The 15018-nt window shown below is 48.3% G+C and carries 21 protein-coding genes; 6 read left to right on the top strand and 15 right to left on the bottom strand.

All coding sequences use genetic code 11. From position 1 onward, the window contains the following. Positions 1 to 29 precede the first annotated feature (29 nt). The gene (locus ACKTT9_RS14350; RefSeq protein WP_157319948.1) at positions 30 to 1160 is read right to left on the bottom strand and encodes a M20/M25/M40 family metallo-hydrolase; all 1131 of its coding nucleotides are present in this window, start codon (positions 1158 to 1160) and stop codon (positions 30 to 32) included. A 73-nt stretch (positions 1161 to 1233) separates the two neighbouring features. Here ACKTT9_RS14350 and prli42 point away from each other — a divergent pair, with 73 nt between their 5' ends. Further along, positions 1234 to 1338 carry a stressosome-associated protein Prli42 gene (gene prli42, locus ACKTT9_RS14345; RefSeq protein WP_307719957.1) on the top strand — a complete coding sequence of 35 codons (105 nt, stop codon included), beginning with the start codon at positions 1234 to 1236 and terminating at the stop codon, positions 1336 to 1338. 1 nt (position 1339) lies between these two features. On the opposite strand, the gene ACKTT9_RS14340 is transcribed toward prli42, so the two are convergent. From ACKTT9_RS14340 to lpdA, 4 genes are all read right to left on the bottom strand, one after another. Beyond that, positions 1340 to 2704, bottom strand: a complete 1365-nt coding sequence (locus ACKTT9_RS14340) for a dihydrolipoamide acetyltransferase family protein (protein ID WP_407872115.1) — start codon at positions 2702 to 2704, stop codon at positions 1340 to 1342. Between the two features lie 67 nt (positions 2705 to 2771). After that, complete coding sequence (locus tag ACKTT9_RS14335; protein ID WP_127458222.1) at positions 2772 to 3752, bottom strand: alpha-ketoacid dehydrogenase subunit beta; 981 nt, start codon at positions 3750 to 3752, stop codon at positions 2772 to 2774. Between the two features lie 3 nt (positions 3753 to 3755). Further along, the gene (locus ACKTT9_RS14330; RefSeq protein WP_407872114.1) at positions 3756 to 4766 is read right to left on the bottom strand and encodes a thiamine pyrophosphate-dependent dehydrogenase E1 component subunit alpha; all 1011 of its coding nucleotides are present in this window, start codon (positions 4764 to 4766) and stop codon (positions 3756 to 3758) included. 105 nt (positions 4767 to 4871) lie between these two features. Beyond that, the gene (lpdA, locus tag ACKTT9_RS14325; protein WP_407872113.1) at positions 4872 to 6296 is read right to left on the bottom strand and encodes a dihydrolipoyl dehydrogenase; all 1425 of its coding nucleotides are present in this window, start codon (positions 6294 to 6296) and stop codon (positions 4872 to 4874) included. A 157-nt stretch (positions 6297 to 6453) separates the two neighbouring features. On the opposite strand from lpdA, the gene ACKTT9_RS14320 reads away from it, so the two are divergent. Next, positions 6454 to 6711, top strand: coding sequence for a DUF2627 domain-containing protein (locus tag ACKTT9_RS14320; protein ID WP_407872112.1), 258 nt, complete (start codon positions 6454 to 6456; stop codon positions 6709 to 6711). Between the two features lie 17 nt (positions 6712 to 6728). Here ACKTT9_RS14320 and ACKTT9_RS14315 read toward each other — a convergent pair whose 3' ends face one another. Genes ACKTT9_RS14315 through steA form a run of 3 tightly spaced genes read right to left on the bottom strand, consistent with a single transcriptional unit; the run spans position 6729 to position 9477 of the window. Continuing rightward, positions 6729 to 7619 (bottom strand): hypothetical protein, encoded by an 891-nt coding sequence (locus tag ACKTT9_RS14315; RefSeq protein WP_407872111.1) that lies wholly within the window; start codon positions 7617 to 7619, stop codon positions 6729 to 6731. Further along, the gene (locus ACKTT9_RS14310) at positions 7589 to 8320 is read right to left on the bottom strand and encodes a glycosyltransferase family 2 protein (protein WP_407872110.1); all 732 of its coding nucleotides are present in this window, start codon (positions 8318 to 8320) and stop codon (positions 7589 to 7591) included. The genes ACKTT9_RS14315 and ACKTT9_RS14310 overlap by 31 nt, the downstream gene beginning before the upstream one ends. Then, positions 8317 to 9477: a putative cytokinetic ring protein SteA gene (gene steA, locus ACKTT9_RS14305; RefSeq protein ID WP_407872109.1), complete on the bottom strand. Its 1161-nt coding sequence runs from the start codon at positions 9475 to 9477 to the stop codon at positions 8317 to 8319. Before steA ends, ACKTT9_RS14310 begins: the two co-directional genes overlap by 4 nt. A 121-nt stretch (positions 9478 to 9598) precedes the next feature. Between steA and ACKTT9_RS14300 the strand changes: the two genes are divergently transcribed. Next, positions 9599 to 9784, top strand: a complete 186-nt coding sequence (locus ACKTT9_RS14300) for a hypothetical protein (RefSeq protein ID WP_157319941.1) — start codon at positions 9599 to 9601, stop codon at positions 9782 to 9784. A gap of 72 nt (positions 9785 to 9856) precedes the next feature. Here the strand turns inward: ACKTT9_RS14300 and ACKTT9_RS14295 are convergent, their stop codons facing one another. Further along, positions 9857 to 10045: a hypothetical protein gene (locus ACKTT9_RS14295; protein WP_407872108.1), complete on the bottom strand. Its 189-nt coding sequence runs from the start codon at positions 10043 to 10045 to the stop codon at positions 9857 to 9859. Between the two features lie 114 nt (positions 10046 to 10159). Between ACKTT9_RS14295 and ACKTT9_RS14290 the strand changes: the two genes are divergently transcribed. After that, on the top strand, positions 10160 to 10393 hold the full coding sequence (locus ACKTT9_RS14290) for a hypothetical protein (RefSeq protein WP_407872107.1): 234 nt from the start codon (positions 10160 to 10162) through the stop codon (positions 10391 to 10393). Here ACKTT9_RS14290 and ACKTT9_RS14285 read toward each other — a convergent pair. Beyond that, on the bottom strand, positions 10360 to 10599 hold the full coding sequence (locus ACKTT9_RS14285; protein WP_407872106.1) for a hypothetical protein: 240 nt from the start codon (positions 10597 to 10599) through the stop codon (positions 10360 to 10362). The two genes, ACKTT9_RS14290 and ACKTT9_RS14285, sit on opposite strands and share 34 nt — an antisense overlap. Before the next feature lie 102 nt (positions 10600 to 10701). On the opposite strand from ACKTT9_RS14285, the gene ACKTT9_RS14280 reads away from it, so the two are divergent. After that, the gene (locus tag ACKTT9_RS14280) at positions 10702 to 10968 is read left to right on the top strand and encodes a hypothetical protein (protein ID WP_407872105.1); all 267 of its coding nucleotides are present in this window, start codon (positions 10702 to 10704) and stop codon (positions 10966 to 10968) included. 41 nt (positions 10969 to 11009) lie between these two features. Here ACKTT9_RS14280 and ACKTT9_RS14275 read toward each other — a convergent pair whose 3' ends face one another. The 4 genes from ACKTT9_RS14275 to ACKTT9_RS14260 all read right to left on the bottom strand — a co-directional run bounded on the left by ACKTT9_RS14275 (position 11010) and on the right by ACKTT9_RS14260 (position 14376). After that, positions 11010 to 12419: a cobyrinate a,c-diamide synthase gene (locus tag ACKTT9_RS14275; protein WP_407872104.1), complete on the bottom strand. Its 1410-nt coding sequence runs from the start codon at positions 12417 to 12419 to the stop codon at positions 11010 to 11012. Then, positions 12412 to 12642, bottom strand: coding sequence for a hypothetical protein (locus tag ACKTT9_RS14270; RefSeq protein ID WP_157319937.1), 231 nt, complete (start codon positions 12640 to 12642; stop codon positions 12412 to 12414). The genes ACKTT9_RS14275 and ACKTT9_RS14270 overlap by 8 nt, the downstream gene beginning before the upstream one ends. 124 nt (positions 12643 to 12766) lie before the next feature. Continuing rightward, a complete protein-coding gene (locus ACKTT9_RS14265) occupies positions 12767 to 13192 on the bottom strand; it encodes a hypothetical protein (protein ID WP_407872103.1) in 426 nt (141 codons plus the stop codon). A gap of 89 nt (positions 13193 to 13281) precedes the next feature. Further along, a complete protein-coding gene (locus tag ACKTT9_RS14260; RefSeq protein WP_407872102.1) occupies positions 13282 to 14376 on the bottom strand; it encodes an MBL fold metallo-hydrolase in 1095 nt (364 codons plus the stop codon). Between the two features lie 202 nt (positions 14377 to 14578). Between ACKTT9_RS14260 and ACKTT9_RS14255 the strand changes: the two genes are divergently transcribed. Further along, positions 14579 to 14671, top strand: a complete 93-nt coding sequence (locus tag ACKTT9_RS14255) for a YjcZ family sporulation protein (protein ID WP_145655433.1) — start codon at positions 14579 to 14581, stop codon at positions 14669 to 14671. 73 nt (positions 14672 to 14744) lie between these two features. Here ACKTT9_RS14255 and ACKTT9_RS14250 read toward each other — a convergent pair whose 3' ends face one another. Beyond that, positions 14745 to 14972, bottom strand: a complete 228-nt coding sequence (locus ACKTT9_RS14250; protein ID WP_407872101.1) for a helix-turn-helix domain-containing protein — start codon at positions 14970 to 14972, stop codon at positions 14745 to 14747. Between the last annotated feature and the right edge of the window lie 46 nt (positions 14973 to 15018).

The following is a 15018-nucleotide window of genomic DNA, read 5'->3' as shown; positions in this document are numbered from 1 at the left end:
TTGGCATCAACTAATCGGTATCTATCGCTTTAAACCTTTGCAGCTTCTTTCACAAGAGCAACGACCAATTCAGCCGTTTTGACCAGATCGCTAATGGCGATATGCTCTTTGGTCGTATGAATTTCGTGATAACCTACGGCAAGATTCACCGTTGGAATCCCCATGCCGTTAAAGATGTTCGCATCGCTGCCGCCGCCGGAGTGGAACGTGCGAGCTGTTAATCCAAGCGTAGACAACGCTCTGGATGTAAGCTGAACGATTGGAGCAGAGTCATCATGCATGTAAGAAGCATAAACGATGTCTGCGTTAAACTCGCAAGTCGTTCCTGCATCTGCCGCTGCGGATTCACAAGCTTCTTTCATCGCAGCGATTTGCGCTTCCAGCTTATGCTGCACGATGCTGCGAGCTTCCGCTTCCATCTTCACTTTATCGCACACGACGTTAAGTGGACCTACGCCGGAGAAACTGCCGATATTCGCCGTTGTTTCGTTGTCAATGCGACCAAGCGACATGCGCGAAACAGCTTTGGAGGCTACTTGGATGGCACTGATGCCATCTTCCGGATTAACGCCTGCGTGTGCTGATTTGCCATGGAAAATGATCTCGATTTCCGCACGGCCCGGCGCTGCTGTAGCAATATCACCGATGCTGCCGTTAGAATCCAGCGCGAAGCCGAATTCGGCTTCCATCATGCTGCGATCCATGGCACGAGCGCCTTTCAGGCCGCTTTCTTCCCCTGCCGTAATAACGAATTGAATACGTCCATGAGGAATGTTTTGCTCCTTAAGCACTTGAATACCTTCGAGCATAGCTGCGATGCCTGCTTTGTCGTCACTGCCCAGGATCGTAGTTCCGTCGCTGCGGATGTATCCATCTTCGCCAATTTGCGGCTTGATGCCTTTGCCTGGAGCAACGGTATCCATGTGCGATGTAAAGAAAATCGTCGGGATTGCGGCATTGCTGTCCGTCGCTTCCAATGTACAGATCAAATTGCCTGATCCGTGACCGCTTTTTGCCATCGAATCATCTTCAACGACCTTTAAGCCTAATTGACTGAACTTCTCTTTCAGCACCACACAAATTTCTTGCTCAAAGCGTGTTTCGCTGTCTACTTGCACGAGCGATATGAATTCTTCCACTAAACGGTTTTGCTGAATCATGTACTTTCCTCCGATACTCACTATGGGTTACAATAATACGGTACAAGCTTTTACGATAAAGGAGTGACTCTTCATGTTGCAGAATAGACGTTGGTTTAAAGTCGTGATTTACGTAATGCTCATCACCATGCTGCTATCCAGCATATTGTTTACTGCCGGATTATTTTTTGATTCCTAGTTTAATAAATTTTTGTATCGGCATTGTAACTTTCCAAATTTTCTTTGACTCTCTGCAGGAACCTACCACAGATCACACCATCCAGAATGCGGTGATCAAGCGACAGACACAGGTTAACCATAGAGCGGACTGCGATCATATCTTGAATAACGACAGGCTTCTTCACAATCGATTCGAAGGTCACAATGGCTGCTTGCGGGTAGTTGATGATCGGATAAGACAGAATCGAACCGAAGGAGCCTGTGTTGTTAACAGTGAACGTTCCGCCAACCATATCATTCAAGGACAACTTGCCGGCACGCGTCTTCTTCGTCAATTCATCAATTTCTCTAGCCAGTCCGGCGATATTCTTTTGATCCGCCTTCTTGATCACTGGCGTCATAACCGAGTCTTCCGTACCTACGGACAGAGAGATATTAATATCGCGTTTCACGATAATTTTATCTACGGCCCATACCGAGTTGATAATCGGGTAATCTTTGATCGCATTCACGACGGCCTTCATCATGAAAGCCAAATAGGTTAAATTAATACCCTCGCGGCGCATAAAGTCGTCCTTCACTTTGTTCCGCAGAACGACGAGATTCGTAACATCCACTTCGATCATCGTCCATGCATGCGGAATTTCCGTTACACTTTGGCGCATGCGAGTAGCAATGGCATTACGAATTGGCGTTACATCGATGAAGTGCTCATTGCGTGAGTCCAGCGAATGACCTTCCGCTTCAATGAGCGGCGTTTGCGGGTTCGCAGACAGATGGATGCCGGAGCTGCGCACTGGCAGATTGGCAGGCTGCGTCTCAACTTGCGGAGCCGGCGCACTGCTTGCTATCGGTGCTGCTTGCTGATTCGCATGAACAGCCGCAGCTGCCGGAGCCGATTTGGAGCCGCCGCCTGCGACGAATTGTTCGACATCCTTGCGCGTAATTCTTCCGCCAAGCCCTGTCCCAGGCACACGTGATAAATCTACGTTGTTCTCTTGGGCCAGGCGCTGAACAGCCGGTGAATAACGGCCGCGCATGCTTTGGTCGCTGCCTTCTTCCGGCACGAACACACTCGTGCTGCCAGCCTGTTCCGCAGCAGCAGCTGGCGAACCAACCGCTGCTCCTGCCGATTCCTCGATCAAACAAATGGCCTCGCCGACAGCCGCTGTTTCACCGTCGCCGACAATAATTTTCACTAAGGTGCCTTCAATCGGTGAAGGCATTTCTGTATTTACTTTCTCTGTGAAAAGCTCACAAAGTACGTCATATTGCTCGATATAATCGCCTGGCTTTTTCAGCCATTTGCCGATTGTAGCCGATACGAGGCTTTCCGCTAAATGCGGAACTGTTACCTCTGTGAGTCGACCGTTCGTTTGGTTCATGGGTGTACCTCCTAAGTTCAGGAAATGATCAATGGCATAAAATTAGACCAAAGGAATTGTAAAGCGATTAAAACATGGCAAGCTGGCGCATAGCTTCCTTCAGCTTATCGCTATTGAGCAAGAAGAACTTCTCCATAGGAGGGTTGCTGCCCACAGCCGGTGCGTCCGGTCCGCAAAGTCGAGCGATCGGTGCATCAAGTTCAAACAGCAGTTCTTCGGCGATGATGGCGGACACTTCAGCGCCAACGCCGCCTGTTTTGTTATCTTCATGCGTGATGAGCACTTTGCCCGTCTTTCTCACAGCTTCCAGGATTGCCTCTTTGTCCAAAGGCTGCAAAGTTCGCAAGTCCAGCACGTGGCAAGAAATACCTTCCTTCGCAAGCTCCTCAGCGGCTTGCAGCGCAAAATTCACGACCATCCCATAGGCGATGACCGTAATGTCCGTACCTTGACGCTTCACGTCAGCTTTGCCGATCGGCACGATGTAGTCCTCTTCCGGTACATCAGCGGACAGCGCAAGATACGCCTTCTTGTGCTCGAAGAACAGCACGGGATCCGCATCACGGATCGCTGCCTTGAGCAATCCCTTCGCATCATACGGATTAGAAGGCGCGACGATTTTCAAACCCGGCGTGCCGAAGAAAACCGATTCCGGACACTGTGAATGATACAAGGCGCCTGCGCCGGTCGCCCCGTAAGGCGCACGAATCACAATCGGGCAAGACCAGTCGTTATTGGAGCGATAGCGGATTTTTGCCGCTTCGCTTAGAATTTGATTTGTCGCCGGGAAGATGAAATCGGCGAATTGAATTTCGGCAATCGGCTTCATGCCGTACATAGCCGCACCGATCGCTACACCGACGATAGCGGATTCCGCCAACGGTGTATCCAACACGCGATCTTCTCCAAACTGATCGCGAAGCCCTTTGGTGGTGTTCAAAACACCGCCTTTGCCAACGTCTTCACCGAGGACGAAAACATTGTCGTCCCCTTGCATTTCCTCCTGCATCGCAGATCGGATAGCTTCCAAATAAGTAATGACTGCCATAAATTAGTGGTCATCTCCTTCTGCGTAAACGTGGCGAAGCGTATCTTCCGGCTTCGGATATGGAGCTTGATCCGCGTATTTCGTAGCTTCGTTAATCTCTTGCTTGAGTTCTTCCTGAAGCTCACGATCCTGCTCATCGCTCCATAGACCGCACTCCATCAAATATTCTTTGAACTTGACAATTCCGTCTTTTTGACGATTTTCCTCAACTTCCTCTTTCGTGCGATACAGCATATCATCATCGGAAGTGGAGTGCGGCATCAGACGGTAGGACATCATTTCGATCAGGGTAGGACCTTCTCCGCGAGCTGCGCGATCTCTGGCCTCCTTGGTAACACGATACATTTCCAACACATCGCTGCCGTCAACTTGAACGCCCGGGAAACCATACCCAAGTGCGCGATCTGAAATTTTCCCGGCTACTTGTTTATGTAGGGGGACCGAAATGGCGTATTGATTATTTTCACAAACAAAAATGACAGGCAGTTTATGTACCCCGGCAAAGTTGCACCCTTCGTGGAAATCCCCCTGGTTGCTGGAGCCTTCACCGAAAGAGACGTAAGTAACCAAATCTTGCTTTTTCATTTTGGCGGCAAGCGCGATACCAGCAGCATGAGGGACTTGCGTCGTTACAGGAGAAGATCCTGTTACAATATGATTTTTCCGGTCACCGAAATGCCCCGCCATCTGTCTGCCGCCGCTGTTAACATCCTCTGCTTTACAAAATACGGCAAGCATAAGATCCTTCACGGTCATACCAACCGCAAGAACAAACGCATAATCACGATAATAAGGCAGGAAATAATCTTTCTTGGCTTCCATGGCGAAAGCCATCCCTACTTGACCTGCATATTGCCCCATTCCGGAAACATGGAAAGGAATTTTGCCCGCACGTTGAAGCATAAAAGCACGTTCATCATATTTAGCCGCAAGACACATGACTCTATACATACGAATAACGACTTCGTCAGATAACCCTAATGTTCTATGCTTATAAAGCTGACCAATGGACATGGAGGTTGCCTCCTTAAAATAATTTAGATGCTATTCTTATTACCTGGTCCTAAGACTTGACTCTATAAGCTTATTATAAACGCAAACGCTTATGATTACAATTTTTTATCCGCTAATGGCAATTCCATCCACAGCAAGCATTGCCTCGCCTAAAGCTTCAGACAAAGTCGGATGCGGATGAATCGTTTGTCCAACTTCCCAAGGCGTCGCGTTCAGCACCTGAGCCAAAGCCGCTTCGGTAATGGAATTTGTCACATGCGGTCCGATCATATGCACACCGAGAATGTCATTGGTCACACTGTCGGCAATCACTTTCACGAAGCCGTCGCTATCGCCGTAAACAAGCGCTTTCCCGATCCCTTTAAAGCTGAATTTGCCCACTTTTATTTGATGGCCAAGATCGACTGCTTGCTGCTCCGTATACCCTACGCTGGCAATTTCAGGTCTCGTATACGTACATTTAGGGACAAGATGCGCCTGAAGCTCGTGAGGTGTTTGACCTGCGATATGTTCTGAAGCAAGAATCCCTTCATGCCCTGCCATATGCGCCAGCATTAACCCGCCAATCACATCGCCGACCGCATAAATGTGGGATTCCGTTGTTTGCATAAAACGATTCACACGAATGACGCCTTTATCTACTTTGATATCTGTATTTTCAAGTCCGATGCCCTCAATATTGGCGGCTCTGCCAACAGAAACAAGCACTTTATCAGCTTGCAGCTCAATCAGCTCGCCTTGCTTGTCCGCTTGCAGCGTGACCGAACCTTCCGCGATCTTCACAGAGTCAGGCAGCACTTTTGCGCCAGTCACCAAGTTAATGCCGCGCTTTTTGAACAAGCGCTCCAGCTCCTTGGATATATCGCCGTCCTCCAGACTTACCAAACGTTTCTCATACTCGACAATTGTCACCTCAACACCGAAATCACGCAGCATCGAAGCCCACTCGACGCCAATCACACCGCCTCCAATGATGATGATTGATTTCGGAAGCTCGTTCATCCGCAGCGCATCTTCGCTTGTCATAATATGTGTGCCGTCAATCTCAAGCCCTGGCAAGCTGCGAGGTTTGGAGCCGGTCGCGATCACCAAATTGCTCGAAAGCAGTGTTTCGATATCGCCGTCTTCCTTCTCAACAGACACGGCTCCACTGCGTGGCGAGAAAATGGAAGGACCGATGATACGTCCATTTCCGTAATGAACGGTAATTTTATTTTTCTTCATCAGGAATTGCAGCCCTTGGTGCAGTTGATCAACGATACGCTGCTTGCGCGCAATCACATTCTCGAACTTGAGTTCAATAGAGCCTGCAGTGATCCCGTATTCGTCGCTTTTTTTCATAGTTGCATACACTTCGGCGCTTCGAAGCAAGGCTTTGCTTGGAATACAGCCTTGGTGCAGACAAGTGCCCCCCAGTTTCTCTCTTTCAACAACCGCCACCGTTTTCCCCAGCTGAGCAGCCCGGATAGCAGCCGTGTAACCGCCGATTCCGCCGCCTAGTACAACAACATCATATCTATGTTCACTCATTATATAATTCCTCCTATTGCCCTCTGTGCCATCATAGTCTCTACTATATTACCCTTTTTTGGATCGGAAATCATAGTCTTATTTGTGAATTAGACAGGCAAACCGTTTCAGAGTATGATGATAGAAATACCATGATACCTAGATGTAAGGAGCAGCTATGAAAGCACCATTTTACCGATTTATCGCCATTCTTCTACTCGTTATTCCCGGTTTGACAGCAACTTATGGTTTTCTCTCCATGAAAGACGCTTTTTTCGCACAGTTCGACACGGACGGCCACATGTTGTGGGGGAAATTTTTTCTAGGCTTAATTCTTTTTCTATTGGGTGTCGCCTTTATTGGTGGATGGACTTTCTTCCGCGACCGCAAACGCAACTATCTGGATCCCAGGTTTAAAGCCAAACGGCGCAAATAGACCGGACCCTCAATTTCTCAAGTCCGGCCTAGACGGTCTAGCCAATTTAAGAATCGGTTACGCTCGATCAGAGCGGTAATGGAGCTCACTTCAGCCTGTTTATGCAGCAAGATGAGCACGATCACAATCAGACATTGCATCTCCCAAGGAAGGGTCATGATGACGGTATATCCGAGCGTAAATCCAAGCAGGTTCGCTCCGGCGTCCCCCAGCATGCCCTTGCCTCGAACATCCATGCCATATACCAAATAACCGCCCAGGCATACTGGCCAAATAGGAAAAACTAGAGGGATGTTACCGCCCTCCATCCATAAGGATACAACCCCTACAGTCACTACACCTGTGAAAAAAAACTTCAGCGAACGCCCAGGACGCACATCAAGCAAGTTCAAAGCGTTCGTCATCAGCATAAGCAAAAGCATCTGCCCCCCTATCCACCAGATAGGGGTTCGCTCGTTTTCGGCCGACAATGCCAGCCATCCCGCAGCCGTGGCGATTCCTAGCGCCTTGACGGCTCCCATGGAGAACGTTTTCGTCTCTTTCCAATAACGATAATGACCTTTTAAGCCTTTCACAGCTTTACTGCCGATTAAATCATCCGTCCAACCCAGCAAGAAAATGAGGCTAGCTGCAAAAACAAACACCTGATGGTTCGTTTCGAGCGATTCCACCCTTGTCAAGGGGCCTAGCTGTGAATATGCAATTACGCGATTGGCCACTTGCAGTATAAGCTCCTGCAGCCATAAAAGCAGCCACAGCAGCGCTCCCAGCCCGCGCGGGACTACCTGTCCGGCATAGTTAGTTTCCACTTGTCTATGGCCCTCCAGGAACCTCAGAACGTGCGGCAGCAGCCATCGCCCGGCTGCCGCAATCACCATCAGATCGAGGAGCGATCCGATGAGTACCATAGCTGCTTCCTCTCCTTCCAGCGAGACAGCAGCGCCAAGCTGACCGCGGCAAATTGCTTGCCGCGATGCATGAATCCGTGCCAATCCCGCCCCGTTTCCCGGTGCGTGATTGGCACGTCCAGCTCGACGATGCGCAGGCCGTGCCGCGCCGCATCGATGGTAAGCGCGACTTCCACGCCGAAGCCGCGCCGAAGCTCCCCAAGCTCCCGCAGCCGATCTGCGCGCACTGCGCGCTGGCCGGACAAGGGAGCTTCGGTCTCATAGCCGCTGAGTCGGCGGATGCCGCGGCGGGCTAAGCCCTTCACCAAGCCGAAGCCGGCTTTGGTGCGGGGCGGCGGGAGCTTCGCGATCGCCATGTCCGCTTCGTGCCGCAGCAGCGGCTCGATGAGAACGAGCGCCCGCCCGGCGGTAGCCCGCAGATCGGCGTCCAGAAAAAGCAGCAGATCGCCTCTGGCTTCGGCGACGCCTGACTGCATGGCCGCCCCTTTCCCGCAGCGGCGTTCATGCTTAATCAGCTTGTCCGCCCACGGCCAAGCGGCTTCATAGGTTTTATCGCAGCTCCCGTCATCCACTACGATAATTTCAATTCGCATTCCCGGATTATACATCAGATCCACTTGATCCTGCAGGTGCCGAAGCGTATGTTCAATACTTCCTTCCTCATTCCAAGCAGGAATGATAATGGATATGTAAGGTTTCATCCTTCACCTCCAAGTTTCCATACAACATGGGCGACCCGCTTCACGATCCAATGCAATTGGAATAGACTCAATGCGATAAAAAATAGGGAAAGCAACAAAGTTGAGCTAATCTCTTTCGTCCAACCGCGAGACTTATATAGCATGCCTATGCTCTTGATGTCCACCAATCGCGCCCCGACTTTCATTCTGACCAGAAGCGTGCTCCCCATGCCCGCTCTCCCTTTTTCCAGAAAATCAATCATATGCGTGCGCGCACCTACCGTGACTAACACTTCACACCTTTTCTCATAAGCAAACAACAACGCCATATCCTCGCTTGTACCAAAACATGGGAGCACATGGGCGGACAGCCCCAAATCTTCGATTCGCGAAAGTCCCGGCGCAGATCCATCCGCATAGGCATGCACAACAATTTCAGCGCCGCAGGATAGCGCCTTATCTGTCACGCTGTCCATATCGCCAACGATTAAATGAGGCAAGTAGCCACACTCGAGAAGAGCGTCCGCCCCGCCATCCACCCCGATCAGCACTGGCTTTACTTCAGCAATATAAGCTTTTGCGGCAAGCAAATCCTTCTTATACCCTTTTCCTCTGGAAACAATCAACACATGCTTATCTTCCAAATTTGTTTGGATAGCAATCTGCGGGAGCGGCTCCATCACCGCATGCATTTCACGCATGGCGTAAGATAACGTATTATCAATGAAATGCTCCATCAATTGCGTCGTCCGTTCATTCGCTTGCTGCTGCATGCCAAGCCATTTTTCACGTGTAAAAGCGCTGCAAGGAATCACTTGATCCTCCATTAGGATCCGATCCTCATAAACCGAAATTTCCGAATTAGTCTTGAAAGCTTCGAATACAGCGCTATCTGCTTCCCAAATCGGAATTTGTTCTTGAAGCAGCTTAAGAGGACCGAGAGTCGGATACCTGCCGCTCATTGTCAGATCGCAATTAATGACTGCCTTGACTTTCTGATCGATAAGCTCTTGAGCGGCTACTTCATCGAGGTCACGATGCCGGAGCACGACAATGCGTCCAGGGGGTAAATCACGAAGCAGTACTTTCGTGATCGCTCCTGCGCTAATTTTCCCTCTGCACTGCGGCAGCGGCTTAGAAGAAAACAATGACAGCGAGGACCAATTCAAAATAGACACCGACTTTCCTTTCGTCTATAGATACGTCTATTTTGCCCTCTGCCATGAAATTCTATGTATAATATGCGCAGTTAATGGCAAGCATTGAGGTTATATTCTTGAGGAAAGGAGATTAACATCCATGGAGCTAAACATGAGTGCAGAGGAAGTGCTAGGCCATATTGTGCAGCTTCACAGCACAGGGGAATCACTAGCCAAGAAAAATGTGAAAAAGCTGCATCCTGATCTTATGAAAAACGCCCTGTATTACTACCCAAGCTGGGAACACGCCTTGCAAAAAACAGGAGTGGGCAATATCGTTCACTAAACATACATAGACACACATAGTAAAGCTCCGAGTGGCTGATCGCATGCCAAACTCGGAGCTATTTTTTCACCGTTATTCCTCGATAACTTCCCATTCCACCTGGATCATGCGGTCGACCCAAGTCCTGATCTTGATTTCAATCGCGCTCTCTATTTCTTCCTCTGTCATTTCCCCTAGCTTATGCTCAGCGATTTCCAACACATCTTGCTTCACCATGTCGCCGGCCACAGCCAATTGAATGCTGATACGCAAATCACTCACCTCTTCGACTCACATCTATTTTCATTTTAAAAAAACTTTCCATTGCGGCTGCTCTCCTGAATATTTAGAATGAAGAGGTACTACAAATATTCTACAACGAAAAGAGGAAGATCCATGTCCAAATCGCAAGCGCAAAAGCTGCGGCAGCGCCATTTACGAGAAGGTAAACTTGATCCTGCCATTCAGCGTCTACACTGGAACGGCGTGAATCCCGTATCCAAAAAGACCCCAAGCCTGAAAGAATTGCAAGCCAAACAGCTGCATAAACACAAATCAAGGAATTTGAACCATCATCATGGGGACGATTCCTTTTTTCATGAAATCGTAATGCCCTGTTCAGCTGCATAATGGATGCATGCTTCTTTTTCGTCGGGACGAAATGTATACTTGCAATCAAATCCATTAAAAAACAGCTTCCACTCCGTGACGACTCCCTCATCATCCACCGCCAACTCGGCTACATATAAAGAATCAGGCTCATCTTCGAACTGCAGCCCGATATGAAGCTGCACCTTGCCCTCCACGATTTCCTGCTCACAATAATCGATTATCACCAGCGTAAGGCCTCCTATTGAATAAAATCTTTTTTATTTATATAATATACTAACGCGCCCAAGCTAATAAAGATAAGGGCATGCTAGTAGGAGGAATTACTAATGGCTTATGATCCGCAAGTAGTAGACGCAACAATCGTTAGTGATAATAAAAAAAATGGTCTTTTCGAAGTGGTCGTTTCATTGAAAGACCGGAACAAATGCCGTTTATTCTTTGAAAGAGATTCCGAAACCGGAATCGGCAAAGTGACCGACCTGAATAGATTGATGAAAGAACCTTGCCCGATCTGCCGCAAAGATTACCTTTGCAACTGCCTAGACCGGTACAAAGAATCCATCGCAGATCAAGCTTTAACTCTCATAAAATAATTGCTGCATCTAGAAAATGGTTGGTCAGGAGGATATCCTGATCAACCATTTTGCTTTTTCTCACCTTTATATCGCTCGCAGGCGCGGATCCATTTTTCTACAATCCCCGGATTCGAAGCGAAATGTAAATGCGTGTAGCCAGTCACAAGACTCCCGCTCGCATATCCATCCGTTCGAATCCCCATGCGTCCACTTGATTGAAAAGCAGCCGGTATAACCACTCCCTCCGCCGGTTCAAAAGTGGAGTAGTGAAACTCATGTCCACGTGCTTTTGCCCCGGGTGAGAGTAAAAAGTTGGCTTCATTCGTACCCGTAATTTCACGGTAACATAATGCCGCTAGCTTCTTTTGCATGGTCACTTTTCCAGGAACAATTCCTACCATGTTATAAGCATTTCCTGTCGTATCTACAATTTGCTCCGTTAAATACATGAAGCCACCGCATTCCGCCAACGTTGGAAGACCTTCCGTAATGCGATTGCGGAAAGACGCTTTTACCCGCTCATCGGCTCCCAGACGGTCAGCAAATTCTTCTGGAAACCCGCCTCCGACATATAAGCCATCCGCATCCAACGGAACCTCCTCGCCTGCAAGAGGTGAGAAGAATACGCATTGCGCGCCTCCCTCCTCCAAAAGTTCGAGGTTCTCCGGGTAATAAAAGTGAAATGTGGCATCTTTGGCTACCGCAATTCTCACACGCTTACGCGCACCAGGGTCTGCGCCAGGAAACAGCCGCGGCTGACTTTCAACCGGTTTTACCACTGCCACTTCAAGCAGTTGGTCCAAGTTCACGGTAGCGGCTACCTGATCAGCCAACTTGTCAAAAAAGGGCTGCAGCTCGCCTCTCTCGATCGAGGGGACAAGCCCCAGGTGTCTCTCCGGCAGCTCAATGCTCGCATCACGCGGCATCCAGCCAAGGACAGGAATGCCGCATTCCTGCTCGATTGCTTGTTTCACCATTTTATAATGGCCTTCACTACCCGCACGATTGGCAATGACTCCAACAATGTTGTCGCCTTGACCAAATTGCTGAAAGCCCTTGACAATAGCTGCTGCGCTTCTGGCCATGCTCGCAATATTCACAATGAGAACGATAGGAGCACCGAGAATTCGGCCAATGTCAGCCGTACTTCCCTCATCGGTTGCTGGATCTTTTCCATCAAACATCCCCATGACGCCTTCGATAATCGAAATATCGGAGCCGCTGCTGCCGCGAACAAACAATTCCTTTACCCCTTCACGACCTACCATCCATGAATCCAAATTGCGGGAAGGTCTACCTGTCACGGCTGTATGATAGGTCGGATCAATATAATCGGGACCGCATTTAAATCCTTGAACCGCCAGCCCGCTTTTTTGTAGAGCGGCCATGATGCCAATTGCTAGCGTAGTTTTGCCTACACCGCTTCCCGTTCCCGCAACAACCAATCTACGTGTCACGCCTTTATTCATAGACAGCCCGATAAAGCCCCTCTAGTAAACTTTGATAGCTGCTCGCTTCATAGGTTATTTCCGAGAAAGACACATGAGTGACTTTGTTGCTCGTTTTAACAATAAAAAAACTGTCTTCCGCCCTATCCGGGTCAATATACGTGTAGCATTCGAGCTGGCTGCTTCCTGTTTTTTGGCGCAAAAATTCAGTTGCTTCCGCACTTGCATTAGCATATTTAGGCATGGTTGGATTCCTCTCAAACTAATAAATTCATGTTTCCTAGTATAACTTATTTCTTGATCTAACATCCAAAAAAAAGAAAAGACTCGGTAAACGAACCCTTCCCAAGTCTCTTTGAAAACCATATTCATTTCAATGGCGCCTTTTTCCTCTTCAATGCCAGATAGCCGCCTAACAGCGAGACCGGCACGATCGCGAAGAAGCCAATCAGCTCATACCATAATGGGATACCGTTATTGCTCAGCATCGAATCGAACCCGATCGCCGCCCCAATGACACCAATACATGCCGCATTAAAATATTCCGCACGTTTCGCTACCCTGGCAGCGACATATCCGCCAAGAAACGACCAGAAAAGGCCAATGACTAAAAACAACAGTAAAAGCATGACATTTGAATAAAATGTGCTAATATCCTGCTCGTTCACCGGGTTGCTTCCAAAGTATAGGCTGCCAAATAAAACGGTTGATACCAAAGTCCCCACATTATCAACCGCAACACCTAACAGCACGCCCAGGAAATGAAATTTTCTTTCACTTTTTTGCTTAACCATAAATTATTCTTCTCTCCTGATTACTTGTCTAGATCTACCCATCATACCATGCTGAAGACCCAGTATCCAGTTTCTTACCAACCTGGCGACTACCCCCGCACCTTCCACCAAGCAGTGTTCGGTACTTCATCCGCAAGAATACGCACAGTTTGGCCGATTTTCGGCGTTGCGATTCGGACGTGATTTCCATGTGCCGCTTTCACTGCCCGCTCCACTGGATCGAACCAATCATGCAGCGCTAAGGTGAAAGCACCCCAGTGAATAGGAATGAGCAGCTTTCCCTTCACATCCTGATGGGCCTGTACAGTCTCTTCAGGCAGCATATGAATATCAGCCCAGCGTTTATCATATTGGCCGCATTCCATTAACGTAACATCGAAAGGGCCATACTTCCGGCCAATTGCTTCAAAATGAGGGGAATACCCGCTGTCTCCGCTGAAAAATACATTAGATTGCTCGCCTTTGATTACCCAGGAACACCAGAGTGTAGCCCCACGGTCTGTCATGCTTCTACCTGAAAAATGCGTCGCTGGCGTACAGGCAAATGTCAGCCCATCGTAGGTGAACTCATCCCACCAATCGTATTCAGCAATTTTTTCGGGTGGCACACCCCAGCGTTCCAAATGGCCTCCGACCCCTAGCGGGACCAGAAATTTATTTACTTTGTGCTTAATTTTCAGAATAGTGCCGTAATCCAGATGGTCATAGTGATCATGAGATAATACTACGGCGTCAATGACAGGCAGTTCCGCAACTTCAAAAGGCAACCCGCCGCTATATCTTCCTTTCCCAAACCAAGGAAAAGGAGATGGAGCTCGGCCAAACATAGGATCGAGCAAAAGTGCCTTTCCATCGATTGTTAGCAGTGACGCGGAATGGCCAAACCATGTTACTTTCGTTTCGGTATCCTTTTGAAGAAGCGGGGCATCCATAGCCAAGGGAGTGGACGGTCGACGATTAGGGGCACTTTTGGTAAAATCACGCAAAATACCCAATGTCGTTTTTAAGTTCATCTCCATCATGGCCGGAGCAGGATTTTGAAATTTCCCTTGAACAAATTGGGGAGAACGCGATAATTTCAACGCTTTTTCTTTGGAAGGCCGTCGTCCAAAAACCGGGTATCCATACATAACTAGCACAATAACAACAATAAGCACCACAACAATCACTAATGTTAATAACAACTTCTTCGCGCCTCCAAGCTTTACCTTACGGTGGTTAGTATGTTTTGACTTAGATGTATAACGTAAATTTGCAAAGTTTGGTTCCAATTTTTTTGCAATTCGGGACAAAAGCACAATCAGTCCTCTCGCCCAAACATTCATTTGAAAATAGTCATAAGCTATCTCGAAACACAAACCAAATCTCAGTTGGAGGTTGATTCGGATGAGTTGTGGAACTGGTGGGTATAATTCTTCAGCAGCAATCTTGGTTCTTTTCATTTTGCTGGTAATCATCACTAGCGCATTCGTTTGGTAATTAAATTTACAGAAAGGCTACCTACTTGATAGGTAGTCTTTCTGACATTCCATCTACAACTTGCCCTTTTAAGTTAATTCACGGCGGACTCGCTTGTGATTAATTCATATAATTCAGTTACTTCGCAGCCCAAAGTAACGGCAATCGAAATTGCCGACTTGAGCGGCATAATTCGTTTATTTTCCGCGAAATCAGAGAGCTTCTCCGGCTTATACTGCAAATCTTGTGCTAATTCCTCCATCGACATCCCCTTTTCTTGCAAACGCTCACTTAACAGACACCTGCCGAGTTCATATTTCATGGATAACATCCTCCGCTTCATCTCGTTGTAGGAAACAATAAAACCC

The organism is Paenibacillus sp. P36 (genome assembly GCF_045866505.1).
Classification (GTDB): Bacteria; Bacillota; Bacilli; order Paenibacillales; family NBRC-103111; genus Paenibacillus_E; species Paenibacillus_E chondroitinus.
This window is presented reverse-complemented; position numbering and strand designations above follow the sequence as displayed.